We start from the raw sequence: 23,367 nt of genomic DNA on the forward strand, positions 1-23,367 counted from the left end.
CTTAAATCCACAACTTCTTGAAGTCACGTCCGCCAAAGATCAGGTTGACCATTGCGCGGGTCACCATGATGGCCGTGAACATCGAGGTAAAGATCCCGAGGGACATCGTCACTGCGAAACCCTTCACCGGGCCGGTGCCCATGGCGAAGAGAATGCCGCCGACCAGCAAGGTGGTCAGGTTGGCGTCGAGAATCGCGGTGAATGCCCGGCCGAAGCCTTCGTTGATTGCCCGCTGCACAGTCATGCCGGCGGCGATCTCTTCACGAATCCGCGAGAAGATCAGTACGTTGGCGTCGACCGCCATACCCATCGTCAAGACGATACCGGCGATACCCGGCAGGGTCAGCGTGGCGCCCAGCAACGACATCAACGCCAGCAGCAGCACCATGTTCACCGCCAGCGCGACGGTGGCGATAACGCCGAAGAAGCGGTAGATGGCGATGATGAACAGCGACACGAACAGCATGCCCCACAGGGAAGCGTCGATACCTTTGGTGATGTTGTCAGCACCCAGGCTCGGACCGATTGTGCGCTCTTCAGCGAAGTACATCGGTGCAGCCAGACCACCGGCACGCAGCAGCAGCGCCAGTTCGGACGACTCGCCCTGACCGTTCAGGCCAGTGATGCGGAATTGCGCACCCAGCGGCGACTGAATGGTCGCCAGGCTGATGATCTTCTTCTCTTCCTTGAACGTCTGCACCGCAACGTCTTTCTCGACGCCATCAACCACTTGCTTGGTGTAAGTGGTGACCGGACGCTGTTCGATGAAGATCACCGCCATGCTGCGGCCGACGTTGGAACGGGTCGCGCGGCTCATCAGCTCGCCACCGTGGCCATCCAGACGGATGTTCACTTCAGGCGTGCCGTGTTCGCCGAAACCGGCCTTGGCGTCGGTGACCTGGTCACCGGTGATGATCAGGCCACGCTCGATCTGCGCAGGAGGACGGTTGCCTTCGCGGAATTCGAACGATTCGGAAGTGGCTTTCGAAGCGCCCGGCTCGGCGGCCAGACGGAACTCAAGGTTGGCCGTCTTGCCGAGAATACGCTTGGCTTCGGCAGTGTCCTGCACGCCCGGCAGCTCAACCACGATGCGGTTGGCGCCCTGACGCTGCACGATCGGTTCGGCAACACCCAGCTCGTTGACGCGGTTACGTACCGTGGTCAGGTTCTGCTTGATGGAGTATTCACGGATTTCCGCCAGCTTGGCCGGGGTCATCGCCAGACGCAGCACCGGTTGACCGTTGAGGTCGGCCGGAACAATGTCGAAATCGTTGAAATTCTTGCGGATCAGCGCACGGGCCTGTTCGCGGGAGTCTTCATCGCTGAAGCCCAACTGAATGGCACCGCCCAGTTGCGGCAGGCTGCGATAGCGCAGCTTCTCTTTGCGCAGCAGGCTCTTGACGTCGCCCTCGTAGACTTTCAGGCGCGCATCGAGGGCTTTGTCCATGTCCACTTCGAGCAGGAAGTGCACACCACCGGACAAGTCCAGACCCAGCTTCATCGGGTGCGCACCGAGGTTGCGCAGCCATTGCGGGGTAGTCTGTGCCAGGTTCAGCGCGACGACGTAGTCATCACCCAATGCCTTGCGTACAACGTCCTTGGCCGGCAGCTGATCTTCAGCCTTGCTCAGACGGATCAGACCGCCCTTGCCGCCCGCCGTCAGCGTTGCCGCCTTGACGTTGATGCCGGACTCTTTCAGCGCTGTGCTGACGCGAGCCAGATCGGCGTCATTGACCTGCAGAGCCGTGCTGGCGCCGCTGATCTGAATGGCCGGGTCATCGGGGTAAAGATTGGGAGCGGAATAAATCAGACCGATCGCCAGCACCGCCAGGATCAGAATGTATTTCCACAGAGGGTATTTGTTCAGCATCACGCCGCCCGTTATGAACGCGGGGCGCCTTGCGCGCCCCGTCGATTGAGTAGAAGTTGTTGCTCTTAGATCGCTTTCAGCGTGCCTTTTGGCAGCGTGGCGGCGATGGCGCCTTTCTGGAACTTCATTTCCACGGTGTCGGACACTTCCAGAACCACGAAGTCATCGGCAACCTTGGTGATCTTGCCGGCGATGCCGCCAGTGGTCACGACTTCGTCGCCCTTCTGCAGGCTGCTCAGCAGGTTCTTCTGCTCTTTGGCGCGCTTGGCCTGTGGACGCCAGATCATCAGGTAGAAGATGACCAGGAAGCCGACCAGGAAAATCCACTCGAAGCCGCCGCCCATTGGGCTTGCAGCAGCCGGTGCAGCTGCGTCAGCCATGGCGTTAGAGATAAAAAAGCTCATTTAGCACTCCAGTTGCAAATGTTGAATCTTGGGGTCAGAAAACTCAGTCCAAAGGCGGGACGGGAAGTCCGCGTTTGGCGTAGAAGGCATCGACAAAGGCGGCCAATGTACCCTGTTGAATAGCCTCGCGCAAACCAGCCATCAGCACCTGATAATGGCGCAAGTTATGGATGGTATTGAGCATGCTGCCGAGCATTTCGCCGCACTTGTCCAGGTGATGCAGATAAGCGCGCGAGAAGTTCTGGCAGGTGTAGCAATCGCAGGTCGGATCCAGCGGCGATTCATCATGGCGATGGAACGCGTTACGGATCTTCAGCACACCGGTATCGATGAACAGATGCCCATTGCGGGCATTACGGGTTGGCATCACGCAATCGAACATGTCCACCCCGCGGCGCACACCCTCAACCAGATCTTCCGGTTTGCCAACGCCCATAAGGTAACGAGGTTTGTCAGCGGGCATTTGGCCCGGCAGATAATCCAGCACCTTGATCATTTCGTGCTTCGGTTCGCCCACCGACAGACCGCCGATCGCGAGGCCGTCGAAGCCGATCTTGTCGAGGCCTTCGAGCGAGCGCATGCGCAGGTTTTCATGCATGCCGCCCTGAACGATGCCGAACAGCGCTGCGGTGTTGTCGCCGTGGGCATTCTTCGAACGCTGCGCCCAACGCAACGACAGCTCCATCGATACGCGCGCGACGTCTTCGTCAGCCGGATACGGCGTGCATTCGTCGAAGATCATCACGATGTCGGAACCGAGATCGCGCTGCACCTGCATCGACTCTTCCGGCCCCATGAACACTTTGGCGCCGTCGACCGGAGAAGCGAAGGTCACGCCCTCCTCCTTGATCTTGCGCATCGCGCCGAGGCTGAACACCTGGAAGCCGCCGGAGTCGGTGAGGATCGGGCCTTTCCACTGCATGAAATCGTGCAGGTCGCCGTGCTCCTTGATCACTTGAGTGCCGGGACGCAGCCACAGGTGAAAGGTGTTGCCCAGAATGATTTCCGCGCCAGTGGCGACGATGTCGCGCGGCAGCATGCCCTTGACCGTGCCGTAGGTGCCGACCGGCATGAACGCCGGGGTCTCGACGGTGCCACGGGGAAAGGTCAGGCGACCACGACGAGCCTTGCCATCGGTGGCCAGCAGCTCAAAGGACATTCGACATTCGCGACTCATTCTGTTTCCTCTGGGCCTGTCTGTTCAGGGGCAGTTGGAGCGGGATTGCGGGTGATGAACATCGCATCCCCGTAACTGAAAAAGCGGTAGCCGTTTTCCACGGCGGCCTTGTAGGCGGCCATGGTTTCGGGATAACCGGCAAACGCGGAAACCAGCATCAACAGCGTGGATTCCGGCAAATGGAAATTGGTCACCAGGGCATCGACCACATGAAACGGCCGGCCCGGATAAATAAAGATGTCGGTGTCGCCACTGAACGGCTTGAGCACACCATCGCGCGCTGCGCTTTCCAGCGAACGCACGCTGGTGGTGCCGACCGCAATCACCCGACCGCCCCGCGCACGGCACGCAGCGACCGCATCGACCACATCCTGGCCGACTTCCAGCCACTCGCTGTGCATGTGGTGATCTTCGATCTTCTCGACACGCACCGGCTGAAACGTCCCCGCGCCGACGTGCAATGTCACGAACGCAGTCTCGACGCCCTTTGCGGCAATCGCCTGCATCAACGGCTCATCGAAATGCAGCCCCGCCGTCGGCGCCGCCACCGCGCCCAGGCGCTGAGCGTACACGGTCTGATAACGCTCGCGATCCGAGCCTTCATCCGGGCGGTCTATATAAGGAGGCAACGGCATGTGCCCGACGCGATCGAGCAACGGCAAGACTTCCTCGGCAAAACCCAGCTCGAACAGCGCATCATGACGCGCGAGCATCTCGGCTTCGCCACCGCCGTCGATAAGGATCTTCGAACCCGGCTTCGGCGACTTGCTGGAGCGCACATGGGCCAGCACGCGGTGCGCATCGAGCACGCGCTCGATGAGAATTTCCAGCTTGCCGCCGGACGCTTTCTGCCCGAACAGCCGCGCCGGAATCACCCGGGTATTGTTGAACACCATCAAATCGCCCGGGCGCAAATGCTCAAGCAAATCAGTGAATTGACGGTGTGCCAGGGCGCCGCTCGGCCCATCAAGGGTCAGCAGGCGACTACCGCGACGCTCGGCCAACGGATGGCGGGCGATCAGCGAATCAGGAAGCTCGAAAGTAAAGTCAGCAACGCGCATGATGGGGTTCGTCTAGCAGGGCCGGAAAGTCTAGCGGAAATATCAAAAATTGACCATGAAACGTGATTGACCAACGGTAATCACCTCTCTATACTTCGCCGCCATTGAGCCCTGATGGCGGAATTGGTAGACGCGGCGGATTCAAAATCCGTTTTCGAAAGGAGTGGGAGTTCGAGTCTCCCTCGGGGCACCAACACAGAGAAAAAGGTCTTGCGAAAGCAGGGCCTTTTTTTCGTCCGTAGGAAAGTGGAGGTCGGCTTTTGCCAATGTGAGGCGCATAGGCTTGGGCTCACCAAGGAGGCCAATCCCGAGATGCTGGAAGCATGGATAACCAAGCATAAGGCTGAGCAATTAGCGCTCGATGAGAAAAGGCCTGCGAAGAGGCCCTCTCTTTATCCCAACAAGCTATTTTTTCCGGCAGATCTCAACATCGTTTTGTGTTTTCAGATCGGTGTCGATGCCAAGCCGATACCTGCAGTAATCAATAATCCATTTACGCTCCTGCTCCGTGAGTCGCTCGACTTGTCGAATCTCCCCGTCATTTGCGTGGATGTTGTAAAACTTCACCTGAAACGTCGGATGCTTTTTGACGAACAGGATGGTTTCGATGTCTCCATCATCGAGCGCTTGGTAATACCCGACGTAGAGCATTGTCACCAGAACCAAAACAATCAGGGCAATCAGCTTCTTCATTCTTGCGGCGCTGGAACTAACGCGCCACCGCATGGCCAAGCCTCCAATCTTCTACGCGCAGCAAGCCCATTAAAAAATACCTCTGTAAAACCCGCAAAAATGGCCTTGGCATATCCTGGCGTTGGGAACTGGCCGGATCGTTACGTGCCGCAGGTTTTGCCACAACCAACTCCTCGTCACCATCGCCCATTCCCATACCAATTCGAGCTCAAAGCCTACTTTCGATTTCCTCCCAGATGTACGCGTAGTTGTACTTCAACCAACGAACCAGCACTTTATCGAACTGGCGACGAAACCAGTTTCGCTCTCTAGCTGCCAGCCTTTCCTCAATCGATTCTCTGAGTATGTCGGGGTCGAAACCCGTCCATATCGGAGGCACAGGTGCAACGAGATTGGTAAAGCACACCGGCGCGACCTCTGAATAAAGAATTGAGTAAAGGATTTCAGGGTCGACACCTCTCACCTTATTCGCCAAATAATCATATTCCACGGGAAAATCATTGAATGGCTCGGAAAGAGCGGCTCTAACTTTTGTCAGTTGTGGCTCGGTCAGAAGATGTCCCAATGTGTGAGCTCCTCTAACTCTTCATCCAGTGAACTCGCTACCGCTTCGCCTGCAATACCACCGGCAGGCGAGTTGCGGGCAAACCATCGAAGAAAACGTCAGGCGAACCTGTCGCGATGGGGTTGGTTCCGTGCCCTGGAACAGGACAGCTGGAGGGATCGCTTTTACGAGCGGCTGGGTTAGCCATGAATGACTCCTGTCAAAAAAATCCTTTTTGAGAGGTAAACCTATCACGTAATTCAGCCTGGACGGCCGCATCCGATCATTCAAAAAAGTGCTCGATCACCAGACCGCGCTACCTGTTGCTTCGGTTAACGCGGTTGGTACTTCGCTGGCGTTTTCTACCTTGCCATCAACTCAGGTTTCAGAATGGGACGCGGCTCCTCCCTATTCCTTGACTGCAAACATCCGCTCAGCAATCTCCCGCCCCCGCTCCAACCCTTCCTCCGTCAACCATATCGATTTGTTCCGGTTCACCGGATTACTGATCAAACCCTGCTCGTGCAAGCGGTTCATGATCTCGAAGTCATAGCCCTTCCACGCATTGCCGTCGTCGGAGCTATAAGCTGCCAGGAGAGCAAGGACGGCGTCGTCGATCAGTTTCATGTCGTATTCCATGATGGTCACTCCGCTGATGTTCAGTGTTTGTAATCAAAGCGTCGTATCAAAGTGGATGTCAATGCTGCGCGAGCTTGTAGGTTTTAGATGCCCGATTGCTGGTTGCCTCGCATGCGATCCCCGCCCGTATAATCACGCCCGCACGGCAAACCTCCTCTTGCGTTTTGCGCATTGGTTTCAAGCCTTCCACTTCACTGACAGACATCCCCATGGAAACCTCACTGGAAACCGTCGCCCTCTTCTCCCTCAAACTTGCCTACGAAGAAGAGGGCCTGAGCCCGATCCTGCGCGACGACATGGTCATGGGCGATTATCAGAAAGACGTTTTCGAATTACTGGTGAAACGCGGCGATGTCGAGGCCATTCAGTTCAAGATGAACGAATGCCTGAACCTGGCGCTGGATGCCTTGGGTGGGGTCGAGAAGCCGTTGGGGCGGGAGTTGCGCAAGTTGTCGGCGGAGTTGGCTCAGGCGCGATCGATGGAGCAGCTGGGTCAGCCGCTGCTCGCGCTGAAGGGGTATCTGCGCGACATTCTTTGAATGGCGCGCTAGAGCCATGCCGTTATCTCGTCCGATCAGCGACGAGCTTTCAGTACTCGAATATCTGTTGGGAAGCCGTCAGCGCCAACCAGCTTTTTCCAGCCCATGTACTGAAATTCGCCATTGGGATCAATGTAGTCGCCCTTCTCTGGTTGCCCTCCGCCAACTATCGCAACACGCTTCACTTCGCCGCAGCCGCCATCCGATGGTCGCACCGTGTAGATCACATAGGGCTTCACGTATTGCGTGGCGCGGAAGTATTGGCCGCAGATTTCGTCGACGGTAATCAGCATGGTTTTCAGGCGGGCTTCGCCGTCGGTGTCTTCGTGCAGTTTCAGAAAGGAGATGTCGCCGACGTCGCTGTAGCCGAGGGAACGGGCGCGTTGGTAGGCGGGGGAATTCTGGTGTGCAATACGGCCCTCCTCCACACCCCGTTGCATTTGCGCGGCGAACTCGGCTTTGCCTTGGGCCAGGGTTGCCTCGGCGTGGGCGGCGACGTTTTCGCAGTGGGCGTACTCGCTGGAGTCGAGGTGTTGCGGGAGCAGGTTAAGGCGGCGCTCGTTCATGGAGGCGAGGCTGTCTTGCAGGCCGGACGTTAGTGCATAGGCAGCGGAGACGCGACCGCTCTGGACGTCGGCGATTGTCTCCTGCATCCGCTGGCAATTGGCGAGGTAGTAATCCCAGCTGGCTTGCGGGTGTTCTTTCGCGATGCAGAAGGCTGGGGTAATGGAGACGGCAAGGGTGAGAGCGCCGAGTAGTTGCAGCAAACGGGTTGTGGAAAACATGGGTAGTCCATTACAGAGAAGGCATGGCGGGACGCTACTATTTTGCTATCGTGCCGTCCACTCTCTACAGGCGAGCAAGTTGCCGCCTCTGTCTCGTAGCCAGGAAAGAAATCCGATGGATGCTGTGTTGTGTTTGGTAGTCATGGCGGCAATGTGGTTCTGGGTGGTGCGACAGCGCGGGCACTGGTATCTGTTGTTGGCAAACCTTGCCGGAGCGGGCAGCGCTGTGGTGGTCGGCATTGTCTTCACGCTGCTTTATGACGGGCTGTTCGGCACCACCATGGCAGCGCCGGGACTGCATAACAGCCTGGTGGTGTTCATGACCAGCGCGGGCGTTCTGGCGGGTGTGTGGTTGTGGATCGCCAAGCGTCGTCAGCCGGCGCATCCGGTTGCACGTCAACTGCTCGCGGGCGCCTGTGGCGTTGCCGCCGGGATGATCACGTTGATTTTTCTGGCGGCGAATTATTTTCCGCAACCGTAGCCGGACGGCGCGTCTATTTTGCTATCTTGCCGCGCATCGTCGGGGCTTGCTGATCGTCTCGCGCCGCGCTTGGATTGTTGAAAGGTAAGGAAAGGATCAAATGGAGTTTTTGCGTTTTCTGGCGTTCGTCGCTGTCTGGGGTTTCATGTGGCGCTGGGTGGTGAAGAACCGCGGCAGCTGGAATATTTTCTACGGCAACATCGTTGGCGCGGCGGGTGGGTTCATTGTCGGGCTGGTGATGTTGTCGATCACCTTTTCGCTGTTTCCTTCGTCGCTCGATCACGAGGCGCAGGCGCAAAACACGCCAGTCGTCGAGTCGACCTCTGTACTGCCTGACGCCGAGGCAGTCACGCCCGCCACCGAACTGAAAGATGCGCCGGTTTTTGCTGCCATCGAAGCGGATGACAAGCCTTCCCCGCCGGACTCCGCACTGTTGCCGAATAACGTCAGCCGAGCGCCGAAATCAATGGCGGTACAGACCGTGCTGAATCAAAGCGACTACGAGGGTCGCATGGCCCTGGCCGCGCTGAACAAGAAGTTGCGCGGCGACGCACAGGCCGACAAGTCGATGATCGCGTATGTCATGTGCAGCCCGTTTGTCACCAGCACCCTGCGTTATCCCGCTTCGGCGCGTTTTGCTGACAGCAAAGCGCTGGTCAGTCATCGCTACAAGGATCAGGTCTACAGCTTCAGCAACAGCGTCACTGCGCGCAACATGAATGGCGACGATGTCACCTACCGTTTCGATTGCTCCGTGCAGGAATTGCCACGGGTTGATGCGACGGCCGGGGAATGGCGTTTGCTGGCGCTGAAACTGCAAAAAGCCGACTCTTAAGGCTGATTTAAGGGATCAAGGCGCCGGCTGCGCTATCATCGCCGGCCTGTGCGCCTTGAGCTTTGCCCTCGATGTTTTCAACACCCGATAACCTGATCTCGCTGCCTCCTGTCCTGGCCGGCCCGCTGCTGCGGCGGCTGGAGCCGACGCGCGTGGTGCTGTGGCTGGTGGGCTCGCGTGAACTGACGCTGACCTTGCGCCTGCAAGGTGTAGGAGATATCCGGCTCGACTCAGAGAAATGCACGGTCATTGCCGTAGGCCGTCATGCGTTCGTGCATCTGATCGACGTCCAACTTGAATGCGCCCTGCCCTGCGACACGTTTATCGATTACGACCTGCTGATCGATGACGCCATCGGTATGGCTGAGTGGGCACCGCACCTGCTTTATCCCGGCGCCACCTGCGCGAACCTCGTCGTGCGTTCGCGGATCGACCAATTGCTCCACGGCTCCTGCCGCAAGCCGCATCATCCGGCAACCGATGGTTTGCTCTGCGTCGATCAATTGCTGGCCGACGAAGCCGATGCGCAACGGCGCCCGGCGTTGCTGATGATGAGCGGTGATCAGGTCTATGCCGACGACGTCGCCGGGCCGATGCTGCGGGCGATTCATGCCCTGATCGAGCGCCTGGGTCTGTTCGATGAGCACCTTGACGGTGCCGTGGTCAGCGACAGCGCCAAGCTCTATCAACACCCGGCCAGCTACTACCACCGTGCGGATTTGTTACCGGCGCTAGAGAGCAACGAGACCTTGCGCGAGCGATTTTTCGGTGGCGCGCGTAAGCCGATTTTCACCAGCAGCAGCGCCGACAATCACCTGGTGACATTCGCCGAAGTCATGGCCATGTACATGCTGGTGTGGTCGCCGACGCCGTGGTCGCTGATCAATCCGAGCGCGCCGACGCTGACGCCGGAACGCCGCAAGCGCTACAACCTCGAGCAGACGCGCATCGATGCCTTCAAGGCGGGCCTGGGCAACGTCGCGCGGGCGCTGGCGCATCTGCCGAGCCTGATGATTTTCGATGATCACGACATCACCGATGACTGGAATCTCTCCGCGCAATGGGAGGAAACCGCCTACGGCCATCCGTTCTCCAAACGCATCATCGGCAATGCGCTGATTGCCTATTTGTTGTGTCAGGGCTGGGGCAACAATCCGGATGCCTTCAAGGACGTACTGGAGCAGACCGCGCAACTGAGTGCCAGCGGTGATGACGGCTATCTGGACATGCCGGTGCAGGACGATCTGATTGATCAGTTGCTGCGCTTTCAACAGTGGCATTTCGTGCTGCCGAGCAGTCCGGCACTGGTGGTGATCGACACGCGCACCCGGCGGTGGCGCAGCGAGATGGCCCTCAAGCAACCATCGGGCCTGCTCGACTGGGAAGCCTTGAGCGAACTGCAACAGGAACTGCTCGATCACCCGTCGGCGATCATCGTGTCGCCGGCACCGATCTTCGGTGTGAAGCTGATTGAAACCGTGCAGAAAGTGTTCAGCTGGTGCGGTTATCCGCTGCTGGTCGACGCGGAAAACTGGATGGCCCATCGCGGCGCGGCGCAGGTGATCCTGAACATTTTCCGACACTCGCGCACACCGGGGAACTACGTGGTGCTGTCCGGCGATGTGCATTATTCCTTCGTCTACGAAGTCCTGATCCGCCACCGCAAGGCCGGCCCACGGATCTGGCAGATCACCAGCAGCGGCATCAAGAACGAATTCCCACCGACCCTGCTGGAATGGTTCGACCGCCTCAACCGCTGGCTCTACTCACCGCGCTCGCCGCTGAACTGGTTCACCAAACGCCGCTTGATGCGCATCGTCCCGTATACGCCGGAACATGCCGAGGCCGGGGAACGGCTGTGGAATTCGGCGGGGATTGGACAGGTGTTTTTCAATGAACAGGGGCAGCCGAGCGAGATTGTTCAGCACAACTCGAATGGGGCGGTGAAGACGAGGATGCTGGCGCCGGAGTTGGGGGATGGGCTGGATTGAAACAGTAACCATTTCCTACATCGGCTAGGGCACGGTATGACGAGATAAGGGCTTCGCGACACTGAACAGGAGGGAAGAGGATTACAACCCTCTCAGAAACGTCTCGAATATTACTGAGCGATACTGATTGAAGTCGCAGTCAGCCCTGCTGCGACACAACCACTGGTAGGTGTCGCCTTGTCATCCTGTACTCATTTCTGTACGTTCTCTGCATCCAGCGAGGACTTCAATATGCAAACCATCAACTACACCACCGCCCGTGCGCATTTGGCCGAGACGATGGACCGTGTCAATGAAGATCGTGCGCCGCTATTGGTCACTCGGCAGAAAGGTGAACCCGTAGTGATGATGTCTTTGGCCGAATACAACGCATTGGAAGAAACAGCCTACTTGCTTCGCTCCCCCGCCAACGCCGAACGGCTGATGAAATCCATCGGTGAGTTGCGCGCCGGCAAAGCCAAAGTCAGGCAATTGATCGAAGAATGAAAATCGAGTTCACGCCAACAGGCTGGGAAGACTATTTGTGGTTTCAGCAAAACGACAAGGCTGGGCTCAAGCGTATCAATCTTCTGATCAAAGCAATCAAGCGCGAACCGTTTGAGGGTGTCGGTAAACCAGAGGCGCTCAAACATAATATGAGCGGCCTCTGGTCACGCCGAGTAACGGCCGAACATCGTCTGGTGTACAGGGTTGAGGACGGCGAAATCTGCGTCATCAGTTGCCGGTATCACTATTGAACCTGAGCTGAATCAGTCATCAGAGCGCGTCCAACCCCTCTGACAATCATCCTCACCTCGCGCTCATCAATCGTCAGCGGCGGGAGCAACCTGATGGTCTTGCCACGAGTCACGTTGATCAACAAGCCATGATCCCGCGCGGCGATCAGCGTCAGGTCGCGCACCGGTTGTTTCAGCTCGACACCGATCATCAGGCCCTGCCCCCGGATTGCCAGCACGTTCGGGTTGTCTGCCAATTCGGCGCGCAGGCGTTCCAGTAACCGCGCGCCCTGCACCCGCGCATTCTCCAGCAGGCCTTGCTCTTCGATGATGTCCAGCACCGTGCAGCCAACCCGACAGGCCAGCGGATTGCCGCCGAAGGTGCTGCCGTGGCTGCCCGGGGTGAACAAATCCGCCGCGCGGCCACGGGCCAGGCAGGCGCCGATCGGCACGCCATTGCCGAGGCCTTTGGCCAGGGTCATGACATCGGGCACGATGCCTTCGTGCTGAAAGGCGAACCACTGCCCGGTGCGGCCGATGCCGGTCTGGATTTCATCGAGCATCAGCAGCCACGCATAGCGATTGCACAGGTCGCGCAGGGCCTTGAGATAACCCGGCGGTGCGACTTGTACGCCGCTTTCGCCTTGGATCGGTTCGACCAGAATCGCCACGATGCGCGCGCCGTGTTTGCGCTGTATTTGCTCCAGCGCCGGGAGATCGCCGAACGGCACTTTGACGAAGTCCCCCGGCAGTTCGTTGAAGCCCAGGCGCACCGCCGGGCCATCGCTGGCAGACAGCGTGCCGAGGGTGCGGCCATGAAACGCGTTGGCCATGACCACCACCAGCGGCTGCTCGATGCCTTTGCGCCAGCCGTAAAGGCGCGCCAGTTTCAGTGCCGTCTCGTTCGCTTCGGCGCCGGAGTTGTTGAAGAACGCGCGCTCCATCCCCGACAACGCCGTCAGCCGTTTGGCCAGTTGTAGTTGCCAGTCGATGCTGTATAGGTTGGAGGTGTGCAACAGCAATCCCGCTTGCTCGCTGATCGCCGCAACGATGCGCGGATGCGAGTGGCCGACATTGGTCACTGCCACACCGGCAACGGCATCCAGATATTCGCGCCCCGCCTGATCCCACAGACGCGTGCCCAGGCCCTTGGTGAAACTCAGGGCCAGTGGTTGGTAGGTGTTCATCAGGGCGGCGGTCATGACGTGAAACTCCATTGCAGGTCGGTGTTTTTGCAGTATGGTTAGCCACCTGAGCTGGATAAACTCGGAAAAACTTCAATCATTTAAAAGCCGAGCTTGATAATGGACTTGTTTCAGTCGATGGGCGTCTACGTCAAAGTGGTCGAAACCGGGAGCATGACGGCCGCCGCTGCGAAGTGCGAAATGTCGACGACGATGGTGGGCAATCATCTGCGCGCGCTGGAGCAACGGCTCGGCGTGCAACTGCTGCAACGCACCACGCGCCGCCAGCGCCTGACCGAATTCGGCAGCGTCTATTATCAGCGCTGCCTGGAAGTGCTCGGCCTGGTGGCCGACTCCGAACGCCTGGCCGAACAAGCGTCGGACGAGCCGCGCGGTTTGCTGCGTATCACTGCGCCACTGACCTTCGGCGTCGAACGACTGACCCCGGCCCTGAGCGAATATTCCTTGCTGTATCCGCAAGTGAAACTCGACGTGGTATTGACCAACAGCCGCCCGGATCTGCTGGAGAACGGCCTCGATGTCGCATTCCGCCTGGGCAATTTCGACCAATCCAACCTGATCGCCCGGCCCTTGATCGACTACACCCTGACGGTCTGCGCCTCCCCCGAATACATCGCGCGGCGCGGCATGCCGCACACGCCACAGGATTTGCAGCAACACGATTGCCTGTCCTTCGCCTACCCGGCTGGGGATGACTGGCAATCGGTGGAAAAACGCTGGCGTCTGAGCGGCCCGGAAGGTGAAGTCCTCGTCGACGTCAGCGGGCCGATGCTGATCAACAGCTCCGCCGGTTTGCACCAGGCGGCGCGCAACGGCATGGGCATCATGATGCTGCCCGACGCGCTGGTGGAGCAGGATCTGCGCGACGGCAAACTGGTCAGGGTAATGACGGACTACCAACCGCCAAGCAGGCCGATGCATCTGTTGTATGCGCAGGATCGCTATCGACTGCCGAAGCTGAGACGGTTTGTTGAGTTTGCGATGCGTACATGGGGGAAACCCGCTGACGCCATGCTCGGAAAATAACGCACGCCGGGAAAAATCCCGACCACCAGACCGTTGCTCCGTGACAACGCCGCCCCGCTCCCCTAAATTAGTCGGCCTGAAAAAGACCTCGTGCTTTCTCGCCTCAACTCAAGTTAAAAAGTAGTGAAATTTCAATGTCCGATTTCAACACCGCTGAATCCGTAGTCACCCAGTCGTCCAAAGCGGAATACGAAAACTCCATCAATCTTTCACAACACCTGCCTCAAGCCAAAATCATCAGCGAGATGGTCCTGGACGCGTTCCAGTCGACCCGCGAAAGCGACCAGATCCGCGAATTGCGTGCGGCGATCCGTCAGGCGCATGACAGCTTTGATGACGACAAGGCGTACGAGCTGATGGGCGAACTCAAGCGCCTGAAAGACGCCGAGGCAGCGGACATCGCCGCGCTGGAAGACCTGAGCAGCAAGTTCTCGATCGGACGCATTCTGTCCAGCTTCAAGGACGATCCGGCATTTCAGGAAATCGTCTATGGTCTGGCGCTGAAAGTGCTGAATCAGACCCATCAGGCGATCAGCAATCCGAGCGGCGGCAAGAGCAAAGCTGCGAAGAAGAAAGAAGTGGAAATCTTCACCATCAGCAAGGACGGCGCCAGCGTGACCCTGCCAATGCGCACCCCGCGTTCGCGTCTGAATGTTGATCGTGAGGCATTGGAATTCCTCGGTTTCACCTTCGTGGGTGAAGGCGATGAAGCCGAGCTGGAGAGCGAAACCTTCGTCGATAACGCCGGTACGGAACAGGCGGTGAACCGCAAGAACATCATCACCGCGCTGCAGCAGCAGACTGCGTTTGATGGGTACAGCATCGCGGCGCAGTAATCTGCCAAGCGCTTGCCAAAAAGCCCCGCGCTGAGTGATCAGGCGGGGCTTTTTGTTTGAGGCGGGGATAACCTCAAGCCGAAGGATGCAACGCCGCAATCATGTCCACTTCAATCGCCGCATTCTTCGGCAACTGATAGACGCCGATGGTCGTGCGCGTATGCCGTCCGGCATCGCCCAGCACATGGCTGAACACATCCGAAGCGCCGTTGGCCACTTCGCTCAGGTCGACAAAATCAGCGGTCGACTTCACATACACCGTGACCCGCAACAACGCGCGAATCTTGTCCAGCGAACCGACCGCATCGACGATCAGCGCCAGGCAACGCATCGCGCTGATGCTCGCCGCGGCTTGCGCATCCTTGAGGTTCAATTCCAGCCCCACGCGACCGGGATACAGGATCTTGCCATTGACCCGCGGCACCATGCCGCTGATGTAGAGCTCGTCGTGATGACGGATCAGCGGCGCGTAATTGCCACCAGCGGTGTTCTCGCCATAGATGTCGTAGTTGAGTTCTTCAGCCAGGGCGATAAAGCGCTCATCGCAGGTCATCCGTTCGGTCATTGCGCCCAGCCTTTTTGAGTTAAGCCAATTATCTAGCGAGTTGAAGGCCGCAACAGGATCGCGGACAAACCGCTGACATATTTGGATCCAAATCTAGGTCTTTTACCTGCTCTGCGCAACCACCCTTTACAGCGGCCGATTTCACAGTACTTCAGCTTTCAACCACACCAAAAATCAGTAGGACGGGCACTTCGCTACGATTGTCTCGTTCCGGCAGCGAACCTAAAGTTTGAGGGAACCGAATCAAGCAATTCAGCCCTCTGCCGGGCAACTTTAGCTACTTATTTGCAGTTATATAAAAATCTCACTATAACTATGAATAATTTCGTATGAGAGCGAGCTGTGGATAAGAATACTAACCCCTTCAATCCCGGAGCAGGAGTTTCCCCACCGGAACTAGCAGGGCGATCAGAAGTACTGGAAACGGCAGACACCGCATTGGCGCGCACGAAGCGCGGCAAGCACGCCAAATCCCTGATGATATTGGGCCTGCGCGGTGTCGGAAAAACAGTGCTTCTGAATCAGATCAAAGATCGAGCTTTGGCATTGGGTTATCTCGCCGAAATGCAGGAGGCCCATGACGGTGCGGAGTTGAAACAGCTCCTGATTCCGGTGTTACGCCGAGTGCTGTTGCGTTTGGACCGAGTGCAGAACACGGTCGAGACGGTCAAAAGAGGGATACGCATACTTCGTAGCTTTATCGGCAATATCACTATCGCGGCGGGTGGGGCCGAAGTTACGCTGGGCGGAGACTCCGAAGCTGGCTATGCCGACAGTGGCAATCTGGAAGATGATCTTCGTGACGTTCTGATAGCAACAGCGGAGGCCGCGAGGGACGCAGGCATACCAGTCGCCATTCTGATTGACGAATTACAGTATCTTTCAAAAGATGAGCTTGGCGCGCTTATTCGCGGCATCCACGCAGTCAATCAGGCAGCTCTCCCTCTGATTCTTTTTGGCGCGGGTCTTCCGCAGCTGGCGGGGCAAGCAGGCGATGCCAAAAGCTATGCGGAGCGACTATTCGAATTTCCTCGTCTGGGCGCTCTCTTAGAGATAGATGCCTGGAAAGCCTTACGTGATCCTGTTGAAGAAGAAGGCGCCAGTATCTCTGACGATGCATTGCGTGAGATTTTTGAAAAAACCCACGGCTATCCCTATTTTTTGCAGGAGTGGGGCTATACCGCTTGGAACATTGCCAAAGCACAGACCATAACCGAGGCCGACGCGCAGGCAGCGACAGAGGAAAGCATCCGGAAACTTGACGAGTCTTTTTTCAGGGTCCGCTTTGATCGGACCACGCCGGCTGAAAGGGACTACATGCGTTGCCTTGCCGAGCTGGGAGAAGGACCGCAACGCTCTGCTGAGGTTGCTAAAGCGCTGGGGCGAAACGCTACGAGCCTGGGCCCCGTACGCGATAGCCTGATCAAAAAGGGCATGATCTACAGTCCGGAATACGCACTGATAGCATTTACCGTTCCGCTGTTCGATGAATTCATGAGGCGTGTGACTGCCTCACCACTTGCTTAAACGTCGCATTAGCTCACACACCCATCAAGCCGCCGCCACAAGCTGTTGGGCCAAGGGAGCAGGCAAATCGGCACACTCCAGGCCAACCAACAAAAAACCCCGCACATCTCTCAACGTGCGGGTTTTTTTCTGAAGCTTGCAAACCTTACGGCGCGTACGTCAGCAACAGCTCTGTCGGCACCTTGAAGTCCAGGGACATCATGACGCTCAATGCAGTGATGGTGAAGATCGAGAACACGAACAGCTTGCGTGCCCAGACGGTGTCATCGACTGCCTTGTAGCCGGTCCAGGCCATGTACAGCCAGTACATGCCCATGGCGGCGGCGACGGCGAGGTAGCTCATGCCGGCGTAGCCGCTGAAGGTCAGCATCAAGGTCGCCACGAGGAACGCCAGGATGTAGAGCAGGATGTGCTTCTTCGCCACTTGAATGCCGCGTTTCACTGGCAGCACCGGAATCGATGCGGCCAGGTAATCATTGAAACGGAAAATCGCGATGGCGTAGGAATGCGGCATCTGCCACAGGCTGAACATCACCAGCAGGGTCAGTGCGGCCATGTCGAAGCTGTTGGTCACGGCAACGTAACCGATCACTGGCGGCATGGCGCCCGACAGACTGCCCACCAGCGTGCCGTGAACCGACTTGCGCTTGAGGTACAGGCTGTAGAAGCCGACGTAGATGATGAAGCCGATTACTGCGAACAAGGCAGCCAACGGGTTGGCCACCTTGTACAACAAGGCAACGCCGAGAACACCCAGAATGGTCGCGTAAACCAGGGCCAGTTTCAGGGAGATGAGGCCCTGGACCAGCACACGGTTCTTGGTGCGTTCCATCTTCAGGTCGATGTCGCGGTCGATGCAGTTGTTGAACACGCAACCGGAGGCCACGACCAGGGAAGTACCGATCATGGCGGCCAGAAACACCGCCAGATCGACATGCCCTTTCGAGGCCAGGAAGAACCCGCCTGCCACAGAAAGCACGTTACCGAAAATGATCCCCGGTTTGGTGATTTGGATAAAGTGCTTGAGCGACATCGGGTCTACCTCACTTCGCCATCATGTACGTGTGGATGCTGAACATGATCCACAGCGACAGGCCAACCAGCAGCACGATCACGATCGCCGTAAAGACGAATGCGATCACGTTGTTACGCTGTGCAATGGAACGGTCCAGGTGCAGGAAGTAATACAGGTGAACGATCACCTGGATCACTGCGAACAGCAGAACGATTGCCAGCGTCGTCGACTTCGGCAGGGTCGGGTACATCACCAGACCGAACGGAATGACGGTCAGGATTACCGACAGGATGAAGCCGATGGCGTACGACTTGACGCTGCCGTGGCCAGCATCGTGGCTGTCATGGGAGTGTGCGTTAGCCATTACAGAGTCCCCATCAGGTAAACAACGGTGAAGACGCAGATCCAGACCACGTCCAGGAAGTGCCAGAACAGGCTCAGGCAGCTCAGACGGGTCTTGTTGGTCGACGTCAGGCCATGCTTGTTGACCTGATACATCATGATGCCCATCCAGATCAGACCGGCCGAAACGTGCAGACCGTGGGTACCGACCAGGGTGAAGAACGCCGACAGGAAGCCCGAACGGCTAGGACCAAAGCCCTCGGAGATCAGCAGGTGGAACTCGTTGATCTCCATGGCGATGAAGCCCGCGCCGAGCAGGAAGGTCATGAACAACCAGCCCAGGACCGCCTGCTTCTTGCCCTTGTACAACGCCAGCATGGCGAAGCCGTAGGTGATCGAACTGAACAACAGCAGAGCGGTTTCGCCCAGCACGTATGGCAGTTCGAAGATGTCGTGGCCCGACGGGCCACCGGCAACGTTGTTTACCAGTACTGCGTACACCGCGAAGATCGACGCAAACAGAATGCAGTCGGTCATCAGGTAGAGCCAGAAACCGTATACGGTCATCTCGCCCGAGTCGTGGTGATGGTCATCGTGCCCATGGTCACCATGGGCGTGTCCAACATTGGTCACTAAGTTCGACATGGTTTAAGCCTGTTCCAACGAGGTTTCAACACGGGTGGCATTGGCCGGGATTTTCCCTGCCGCGACCAGACGCTTGTGCTGCTCGGCTTCGATACGCTCGATCGTTTCAACCGGAACCATATAGCCCTGGTCGTCACGTGCAGCGTGGATCACGAAGTAAACGACGGTGCCTACCAGGCTCGCGATCGCCAGCCACCAGATGTGCCAGATCATCGCGAAACCGAAGACGGTCAACAGCGCGCCCATCACCACGCCAGTGGCGGTGTTGTTCGGCATGTGGATCGGCTCGTACTTGGCCGGACGCTGGTACGCAGTACCGTTTTCCTTGGCCTCGGTGAACGGGTCGATGCAGTCAGCCTTAGGCAGCACAGCGAAGTTGTAGAACGGTGGTGGCGACGAGGTCGACCATTCCAGGGTGTGTGCATTCCACGGGTCACCGTGATCGCAAACGTTCTCTGGCTTGTTGCGGTCGCGCACACTGACGTACAGCTGGATCAGTTGGCAGGCGATACCCACAGCAATCATCACCGCACCGAACATGGCAACGTACAGGTACGGTACCCACTCAGGGTTGGTGGTGGCGTTCAGACGACGGGTCATGCCCATGAAGCCCAGTGCATAGAGCGGCATGAACGCGACGAAGAAGCCCGAGATCCAGAACCAGAACGCTGCTTTACCCCAGCCTTCGTGCAGCTTGAAGCCGAACGCTTTCGGGAAGTAGAACGCGAAGCCAGCGATGTAACCGAATACCGCACCGCCGATGATCACGTTGTGGAAGTGCGCGATCACGAACAGGCTGTTGTGCAGCACGAAGTCAGCACCCGGGATGGCCAGCAGTACGCCGGTCATGCCGCCGATGGCGAAGGTCACCATGAAGCCCAAAGTCCACATTACCTGGCTGGTGAAGCGCAGACGGCCCTGGTAGATGGTGAACAGCCAGTTGAACAGCTTCACACCCGTCGGGATGGAAATCAGCATCGTCGCCAGACCGAAGAAGGCGTTGACGCTCGCACCCGAACCCATGGTGAAGAAGTGGTGCAGCCAGACCATGAAGCCCAGTACCGAGATCGCGCCCGAGGCGTAGATCATCGAGTGGTGGCCGAACAGTTTCTTGCCGGTGAAGGCCGAGATCACTTCCGAGAAGATGCCGAAGGCCGGCAGGATCAGGATGTAAACCTCAGGGTGGCCCCACGCCCAGAACAGGTTGACGTACATCATCGGATTGCCACCAAGTTCATTGGTGAAAATGTGGAAATCCATGTAACGGTCAAGGGTCAGCAGTGCCAGGGTAGCGGTCAGGATCGGGAACGAAGCCACGATCAGAACGTTTGCCCAGGTGCAGGTCCAGGTGAAGATCGGCATGTCCATCAGTTTCATGCCAGGGGTACGCATTTTCAGTACGGTCGCGAGGAAGTTGACCCCGGTTAACGTCGTACCCAATCCGGATAGCTGTAGCGCCCAGATGTAGTAATCCATACCCACGCCAGGGCTGTATTGCAGACCCGACAGCGGCGGATACGCAACCCAACCGGTCTTGGCGAATTCACCGATACCCAGCGACAGGTTGATCAGCACAACGCCGGACACCAGCAGCCAGAAGCTCAAGGAGTTCAGGAACGGAAACGCAACGTCACGCGCGCCGATCTGCAGCGGCACTGCAAGGTTCATCAGGCCGGTGAAGAATGGCATCGCCATGAAGATGATCATGATCACACCGTGAGCGGTGAAGATCTGGTCATAGTGTTCAGGTGGCAGGTAGCCAGGCGAACCCTCGGTGGCCATGGCCAGCTGGGTACGCATCATGATCGCGTCGGCAAAGCCGCGCAGCAGCATGACCATGGCGACGATGATGTACATCACGCCGATTTTCTTGTGGTCGACCGAAGTCAGCCACTCGGTCCACAGGTACGTCCACTTCTTGAAGTAAGTGATCGCAGCGAACAGCGCCAGACCACCGAGGGCGATCATGGCGATGGTCACCATCACGATCGGCTCGTGGAATGGGACTGCTTCCCAACTTAATTTACCAAACATCGTTTACTCCTCTGCCCCGGCAGCTGAATGCGAACCCGCGTCAATATCCGTGGCCGCCACTTCTTTCTCTTTCTTCTCGTGCTTCAGCGGCTTGCCCGGCTTCATACCTTCGTACTTGTCGACGATGATCTGGAACTGGTTCGGCGTGACCGACGAGTAGAGTTCGACTGGGTTGTTCTGGCTCGGTTTGGCCAGGGCCGCGTATTCAGCCTGATCAAGCTGTTTAGGCGACTTCTTGACTTCACTTACCCAGGCGTCGAAATCTTCCTGAGTGGTGGAGATAGCCTTGAATTTCATACCGGTGAAACCGGCACCGCTGTAGTTGGCGGAGATACCGTCCATTTCAGCGTTGCGGTCAGCGATCAGGTGCAGCTTGGTCTGCATGCCCGCCATCGCGTAGATCTGGCCGCCCAGGCCCGGGATGAAGAACGAGTTCATCACGGCGTCGGAGGTGATCTTGAAGTTGATTGGCGTGTGCGCCGGGAACACGATCTTGTTGACCGTGGCAATGCCTTGTTCCGGGTAGATGAACAGCCACTTCCAGTCCAGCGCGACGACTTCGATGGTCACCGGCTTGACGTCAGACTCGATCGGACGATACGGGTCCAGCTCGTGAGTCGAGATGTAAGTGATGTAGCCCAGGGCGATGATGATCAGCACCGGGATGGTCCATACGGCCACTTCGATCTTGGTCGAGTGCGACCACTTCGGCGTGTAGACGGCGTTCTTGTTCGAAGCGCGGTACTTCCAGGCAAACAGGAAGGTCATGACGATGACCGGCACGACGACCAACAGCATCAGCAGCGTGGCGGTGATGATCAGGTTGCGCTGTTCCAGGCCGACCTGGCCCGTTGGATTGAGCAAGGTCATGTTGCAGCCTCCCAGCAACAACGTGCCGAGCAGCGGCACTAGGCCTAGTAATCTGGGGTACCTGTTTTTACTCATCTCACGACCTCTAAAGCAGCTTGCGCAATGCAGTTGGGTTTTGATCGCCAACACTTCACCCTGCCAAGGGTTGGCATTTTCTTTGGATTGAATAAGGGCCGCCCGTCGCGCGTCTGACGCTCGACAAAACCTTGGGACAGCGTTCAGTTCTTATTCGAATTCGTGGTCAAAGGCCTTGTTACAGACCAATTCCATTTGGTGCGGAAAATTGGAAAGGCACCGACACCAGGGTGTCTCGAAAGCCTCGCGGCTCGCTCGACACCCGACCTCCTGATCAGTTCCTTGATAAAGGCTGAACAGCGTCGGGAATTCAGTGCGGGCGATTGTAGATAGGTAGCGCCCTATACACCATGTCTTATCCCGAAATAATTTTTATCACTCAGAGCAACAATCCATCGCCATTTTTGCAAAAGTTGCGCAAGTTATCGAAAGCGTTTCTCAATAAAAGCGGCAAAAACTGCCAGCGTAACCGCCTCAAATCAGACAGCTCTGCACCCGACCTACAGACGCTGGAGCGGCGCAAAGCCCGATGTTCCAAGGGCTTCGTCCATCTGCCGGTGCCTGTTAAAACTGCCTGCTCTGGTACGTCCGTGCTGAAGCCCGAAAACGCTGAAACTGGCCAATGTTTTTATGTAACAGGCGGCCAATCCGCCGCATCCCGAGTCCCTGCGACAGCTCCTGTGTGACAACATGTCGCACATTTGCCGCACGCTTCATTGCCGTTCGTCACGGTGTTTTCACAAACGCTCTGAAATGCAAAACGCCCCGATTTTCATCAACGAAAATCGGGGCGTTTTGTTTATCGGCAGCTGTGCCGAGAAGTTGACTCAGCGCAGCGCTTTTCGATTACGCGAAGTCAGCAGAGGCACCAGAATCACCACCAGCACGAACGCCACCAGCGCCCATTGCGCCAGCGACAGACCGAGGATCGGCGGATACGGCGTCGAGCAGAAACCGTCAACCTGGAAGCCCAGCGGGAAAATCTTTGCCAGCGGCAGATCATCGACAATCGGCTGCAGCACATCGACGCCACAGCTCACCGCCGGATAGAACTGTGTATAGACGTGATGCCCGGCCACACCGGCCCCGGCGATCGCACAGATCACTACCAGCGTCTCGAACACGGTGATGCTGCGACGGCTGCGCATGCCCGCGCCAATGAAGGCGAACAGTGCAATCAGCAACAGTGCATAGCGCTGCAGGATGCACAGCGGGCAAGGTGCTTCGCCGAGCACGACCTGCATGTAAAGTGCGCCGCCGATCAACGCCAGGCAGATGATCCCCAGCAACACCAGATAGCGCCGCTCACGCCCCAACCGCATCGTTTCCTCGCTCATTGCCTTTCCTTTGTAAGTCCATGGTCCAGCCGGCCGGCGGCTGAAATTGTCGCAAGTCTACACCGGGGCAATAAACGATAGAGCGGTTAAGGAACCATTAACTCGCAAGGATGCGTCCCCATATCTAAATTGCGTAAAGGCCATCGCGGGCAAGC

The 23,367-nt window shown here is 57.7% G+C and carries 26 protein-coding genes, 1 tRNA gene and 1 pseudogene; 11 read left to right on the top strand and 17 right to left on the bottom strand.

The genetic code is table 11. The features are described from left to right. Position 1: 1 nt before the first annotated feature. From secD to queA, 4 genes are all read right to left on the bottom strand, one after another. Positions 2 to 1,870, bottom strand: coding sequence for a protein translocase subunit SecD (gene secD, locus F8N49_RS02375; protein ID WP_016773318.1), 1,869 nt, complete (start codon positions 1,868 to 1,870; stop codon positions 2 to 4). A gap of 65 nt (positions 1,871 to 1,935) precedes the next feature. After that, entirely contained in the window at positions 1,936 to 2,274 is a 339-nt protein-coding gene (gene yajC, locus F8N49_RS02380) for a preprotein translocase subunit YajC (protein WP_016773317.1), read from the bottom strand. Between the two features lie 43 nt (positions 2,275 to 2,317). After that, positions 2,318 to 3,433, bottom strand: coding sequence for a tRNA guanosine(34) transglycosylase Tgt (gene tgt, locus F8N49_RS02385; protein ID WP_160768392.1), 1,116 nt, complete (start codon positions 3,431 to 3,433; stop codon positions 2,318 to 2,320). A gap of 14 nt (positions 3,434 to 3,447) precedes the next feature. Beyond that, positions 3,448 to 4,512: a tRNA preQ1(34) S-adenosylmethionine ribosyltransferase-isomerase QueA gene (gene queA, locus F8N49_RS02390; protein WP_016773315.1), complete on the bottom strand. Its 1,065-nt coding sequence runs from the start codon at positions 4,510 to 4,512 to the stop codon at positions 3,448 to 3,450. 108 nt (positions 4,513 to 4,620) lie between these two features. On the opposite strand from queA, the gene F8N49_RS02395 reads away from it, so the two are divergent. Further along, a tRNA-Leu gene (locus F8N49_RS02395) sits at positions 4,621 to 4,705 on the top strand. 212 nt (positions 4,706 to 4,917) lie between these two features. On the opposite strand, the gene F8N49_RS02400 is transcribed toward F8N49_RS02395, so the two are convergent. The 4 genes and pseudogenes from F8N49_RS02400 to F8N49_RS02415 all read right to left on the bottom strand — a co-directional run bounded on the left by F8N49_RS02400 (position 4,918) and on the right by F8N49_RS02415 (position 6,376). Then, complete coding sequence (locus tag F8N49_RS02400; RefSeq protein WP_122747855.1) at positions 4,918 to 5,205, bottom strand: hypothetical protein; 288 nt, start codon at positions 5,203 to 5,205, stop codon at positions 4,918 to 4,920. Between the two features lie 208 nt (positions 5,206 to 5,413). Further along, complete coding sequence (locus tag F8N49_RS02405) at positions 5,414 to 5,770, bottom strand: hypothetical protein (RefSeq protein WP_039761423.1); 357 nt, start codon at positions 5,768 to 5,770, stop codon at positions 5,414 to 5,416. 67 nt (positions 5,771 to 5,837) lie between these two features. Further along, positions 5,838 to 5,957, bottom strand: a pseudogene (locus F8N49_RS02410) (PAAR domain-containing protein); the annotation flags it as partial. A gap of 200 nt (positions 5,958 to 6,157) precedes the next feature. Then, positions 6,158 to 6,376, bottom strand: coding sequence for a DUF6429 family protein (locus F8N49_RS02415; RefSeq protein ID WP_232245565.1), 219 nt, complete (start codon positions 6,374 to 6,376; stop codon positions 6,158 to 6,160). A gap of 221 nt (positions 6,377 to 6,597) precedes the next feature. Here F8N49_RS02415 and F8N49_RS02420 point away from each other — a divergent pair, with 221 nt between their 5' ends. Further along, positions 6,598 to 6,927, top strand: coding sequence for a hypothetical protein (locus F8N49_RS02420; RefSeq protein WP_122747804.1), 330 nt, complete (start codon positions 6,598 to 6,600; stop codon positions 6,925 to 6,927). 35 nt (positions 6,928 to 6,962) lie between these two features. On the opposite strand, the gene F8N49_RS02425 is transcribed toward F8N49_RS02420, so the two are convergent. Continuing rightward, positions 6,963 to 7,712, bottom strand: a complete 750-nt coding sequence (locus F8N49_RS02425) for a hypothetical protein (RefSeq protein ID WP_122747805.1) — start codon at positions 7,710 to 7,712, stop codon at positions 6,963 to 6,965. Between the two features lie 115 nt (positions 7,713 to 7,827). Between F8N49_RS02425 and F8N49_RS02430 the strand changes: the two genes are divergently transcribed. The 5 genes from F8N49_RS02430 to F8N49_RS02450 all read left to right on the top strand — a co-directional run bounded on the left by F8N49_RS02430 (position 7,828) and on the right by F8N49_RS02450 (position 11,756). Beyond that, positions 7,828 to 8,193, top strand: a complete 366-nt coding sequence (locus F8N49_RS02430; protein ID WP_122747806.1) for a hypothetical protein — start codon at positions 7,828 to 7,830, stop codon at positions 8,191 to 8,193. Positions 8,194 to 8,293: 100 nt separating this feature from the next. Further along, positions 8,294 to 9,028, top strand: coding sequence for a hypothetical protein (locus F8N49_RS02435; RefSeq protein WP_151550709.1), 735 nt, complete (start codon positions 8,294 to 8,296; stop codon positions 9,026 to 9,028). Between the two features lie 71 nt (positions 9,029 to 9,099). After that, positions 9,100 to 11,019, top strand: coding sequence for an alkaline phosphatase D family protein (locus tag F8N49_RS02440; protein WP_151550710.1), 1,920 nt, complete (start codon positions 9,100 to 9,102; stop codon positions 11,017 to 11,019). A gap of 231 nt (positions 11,020 to 11,250) precedes the next feature. Then, complete coding sequence (locus tag F8N49_RS02445) at positions 11,251 to 11,505, top strand: type II toxin-antitoxin system prevent-host-death family antitoxin (protein ID WP_042608352.1); 255 nt, start codon at positions 11,251 to 11,253, stop codon at positions 11,503 to 11,505. After that, positions 11,502 to 11,756, top strand: coding sequence for a Txe/YoeB family addiction module toxin (locus tag F8N49_RS02450; protein ID WP_042608353.1), 255 nt, complete (start codon positions 11,502 to 11,504; stop codon positions 11,754 to 11,756). The genes F8N49_RS02445 and F8N49_RS02450 overlap by 4 nt, the downstream gene beginning before the upstream one ends. On the opposite strand, the gene F8N49_RS02455 is transcribed toward F8N49_RS02450, so the two are convergent. After that, complete coding sequence (locus F8N49_RS02455) at positions 11,750 to 12,937, bottom strand: aspartate aminotransferase family protein (protein WP_151550711.1); 1,188 nt, start codon at positions 12,935 to 12,937, stop codon at positions 11,750 to 11,752. The two genes, F8N49_RS02450 and F8N49_RS02455, sit on opposite strands and share 7 nt — an antisense overlap. Positions 12,938 to 13,039: 102 nt before the next feature. On the opposite strand from F8N49_RS02455, the gene F8N49_RS02460 reads away from it, so the two are divergent. Together F8N49_RS02460 and F8N49_RS02465 are read left to right on the top strand one after the other, a co-directional pair. Beyond that, on the top strand, positions 13,040 to 13,966 hold the full coding sequence (locus F8N49_RS02460; RefSeq protein ID WP_122507822.1) for a LysR family transcriptional regulator: 927 nt from the start codon (positions 13,040 to 13,042) through the stop codon (positions 13,964 to 13,966). A 134-nt stretch (positions 13,967 to 14,100) separates the two neighbouring features. Then, the gene (locus tag F8N49_RS02465) at positions 14,101 to 14,802 is read left to right on the top strand and encodes a hypothetical protein (protein WP_016773307.1); all 702 of its coding nucleotides are present in this window, start codon (positions 14,101 to 14,103) and stop codon (positions 14,800 to 14,802) included. Positions 14,803 to 14,875: 73 nt separating this feature from the next. Here F8N49_RS02465 and F8N49_RS02470 read toward each other — a convergent pair whose 3' ends face one another. Then, entirely contained in the window at positions 14,876 to 15,367 is a 492-nt protein-coding gene (locus F8N49_RS02470) for a RidA family protein (RefSeq protein WP_016773306.1), read from the bottom strand. A 342-nt stretch (positions 15,368 to 15,709) separates the two neighbouring features. Here F8N49_RS02470 and F8N49_RS02475 point away from each other — a divergent pair, with 342 nt between their 5' ends. Further along, positions 15,710 to 16,894 (top strand): AAA family ATPase, encoded by a 1,185-nt coding sequence (locus tag F8N49_RS02475; protein WP_122747810.1) that lies wholly within the window; start codon positions 15,710 to 15,712, stop codon positions 16,892 to 16,894. A gap of 145 nt (positions 16,895 to 17,039) precedes the next feature. Here the strand turns inward: F8N49_RS02475 and cyoE are convergent, their stop codons facing one another. Genes cyoE through cyoA form a run of 5 tightly spaced genes read right to left on the bottom strand, consistent with a single transcriptional unit; the run spans position 17,040 to position 21,875 of the window. Beyond that, positions 17,040 to 17,927 carry a heme o synthase gene (cyoE, locus tag F8N49_RS02480; protein ID WP_016773305.1) on the bottom strand — a complete coding sequence of 296 codons (888 nt, stop codon included), beginning with the start codon at positions 17,925 to 17,927 and terminating at the stop codon, positions 17,040 to 17,042. Between the two features lie 10 nt (positions 17,928 to 17,937). Continuing rightward, complete coding sequence (cyoD, locus tag F8N49_RS02485) at positions 17,938 to 18,273, bottom strand: cytochrome o ubiquinol oxidase subunit IV (protein WP_011335842.1); 336 nt, start codon at positions 18,271 to 18,273, stop codon at positions 17,938 to 17,940. Beyond that, on the bottom strand, positions 18,273 to 18,896 hold the full coding sequence (gene cyoC / locus F8N49_RS02490) for a cytochrome o ubiquinol oxidase subunit III (protein ID WP_016773303.1): 624 nt from the start codon (positions 18,894 to 18,896) through the stop codon (positions 18,273 to 18,275). Before cyoC ends, cyoD begins: the two co-directional genes overlap by 1 nt. A 3-nt stretch (positions 18,897 to 18,899) precedes the next feature. Continuing rightward, positions 18,900 to 20,930 carry a cytochrome o ubiquinol oxidase subunit I gene (cyoB, locus tag F8N49_RS02495; RefSeq protein WP_016773302.1) on the bottom strand — a complete coding sequence of 677 codons (2,031 nt, stop codon included), beginning with the start codon at positions 20,928 to 20,930 and terminating at the stop codon, positions 18,900 to 18,902. Between the two features lie 3 nt (positions 20,931 to 20,933). Next, entirely contained in the window at positions 20,934 to 21,875 is a 942-nt protein-coding gene (cyoA, locus tag F8N49_RS02500; protein WP_024014231.1) for a ubiquinol oxidase subunit II, read from the bottom strand. Between the two features lie 350 nt (positions 21,876 to 22,225). Here cyoA and F8N49_RS02510 point away from each other — a divergent pair, with 350 nt between their 5' ends. Then, the gene (locus F8N49_RS02510) at positions 22,226 to 22,561 is read left to right on the top strand and encodes a hypothetical protein (RefSeq protein WP_151550712.1); all 336 of its coding nucleotides are present in this window, start codon (positions 22,226 to 22,228) and stop codon (positions 22,559 to 22,561) included. Positions 22,562 to 22,702: 141 nt separating this feature from the next. Here F8N49_RS02510 and F8N49_RS02515 read toward each other — a convergent pair whose 3' ends face one another. Next, positions 22,703 to 23,212, bottom strand: coding sequence for a disulfide bond formation protein B (locus F8N49_RS02515; protein WP_016773299.1), 510 nt, complete (start codon positions 23,210 to 23,212; stop codon positions 22,703 to 22,705). Between the last annotated feature and the right edge of the window lie 155 nt (positions 23,213 to 23,367).

Origin of the sequence: Pseudomonas sp. GXM4 (assembly GCF_008923895.1) — a bacterium.
Taxonomy (GTDB): domain Bacteria; phylum Pseudomonadota; class Gammaproteobacteria; order Pseudomonadales; family Pseudomonadaceae; genus Aquipseudomonas; species Aquipseudomonas atacamensis.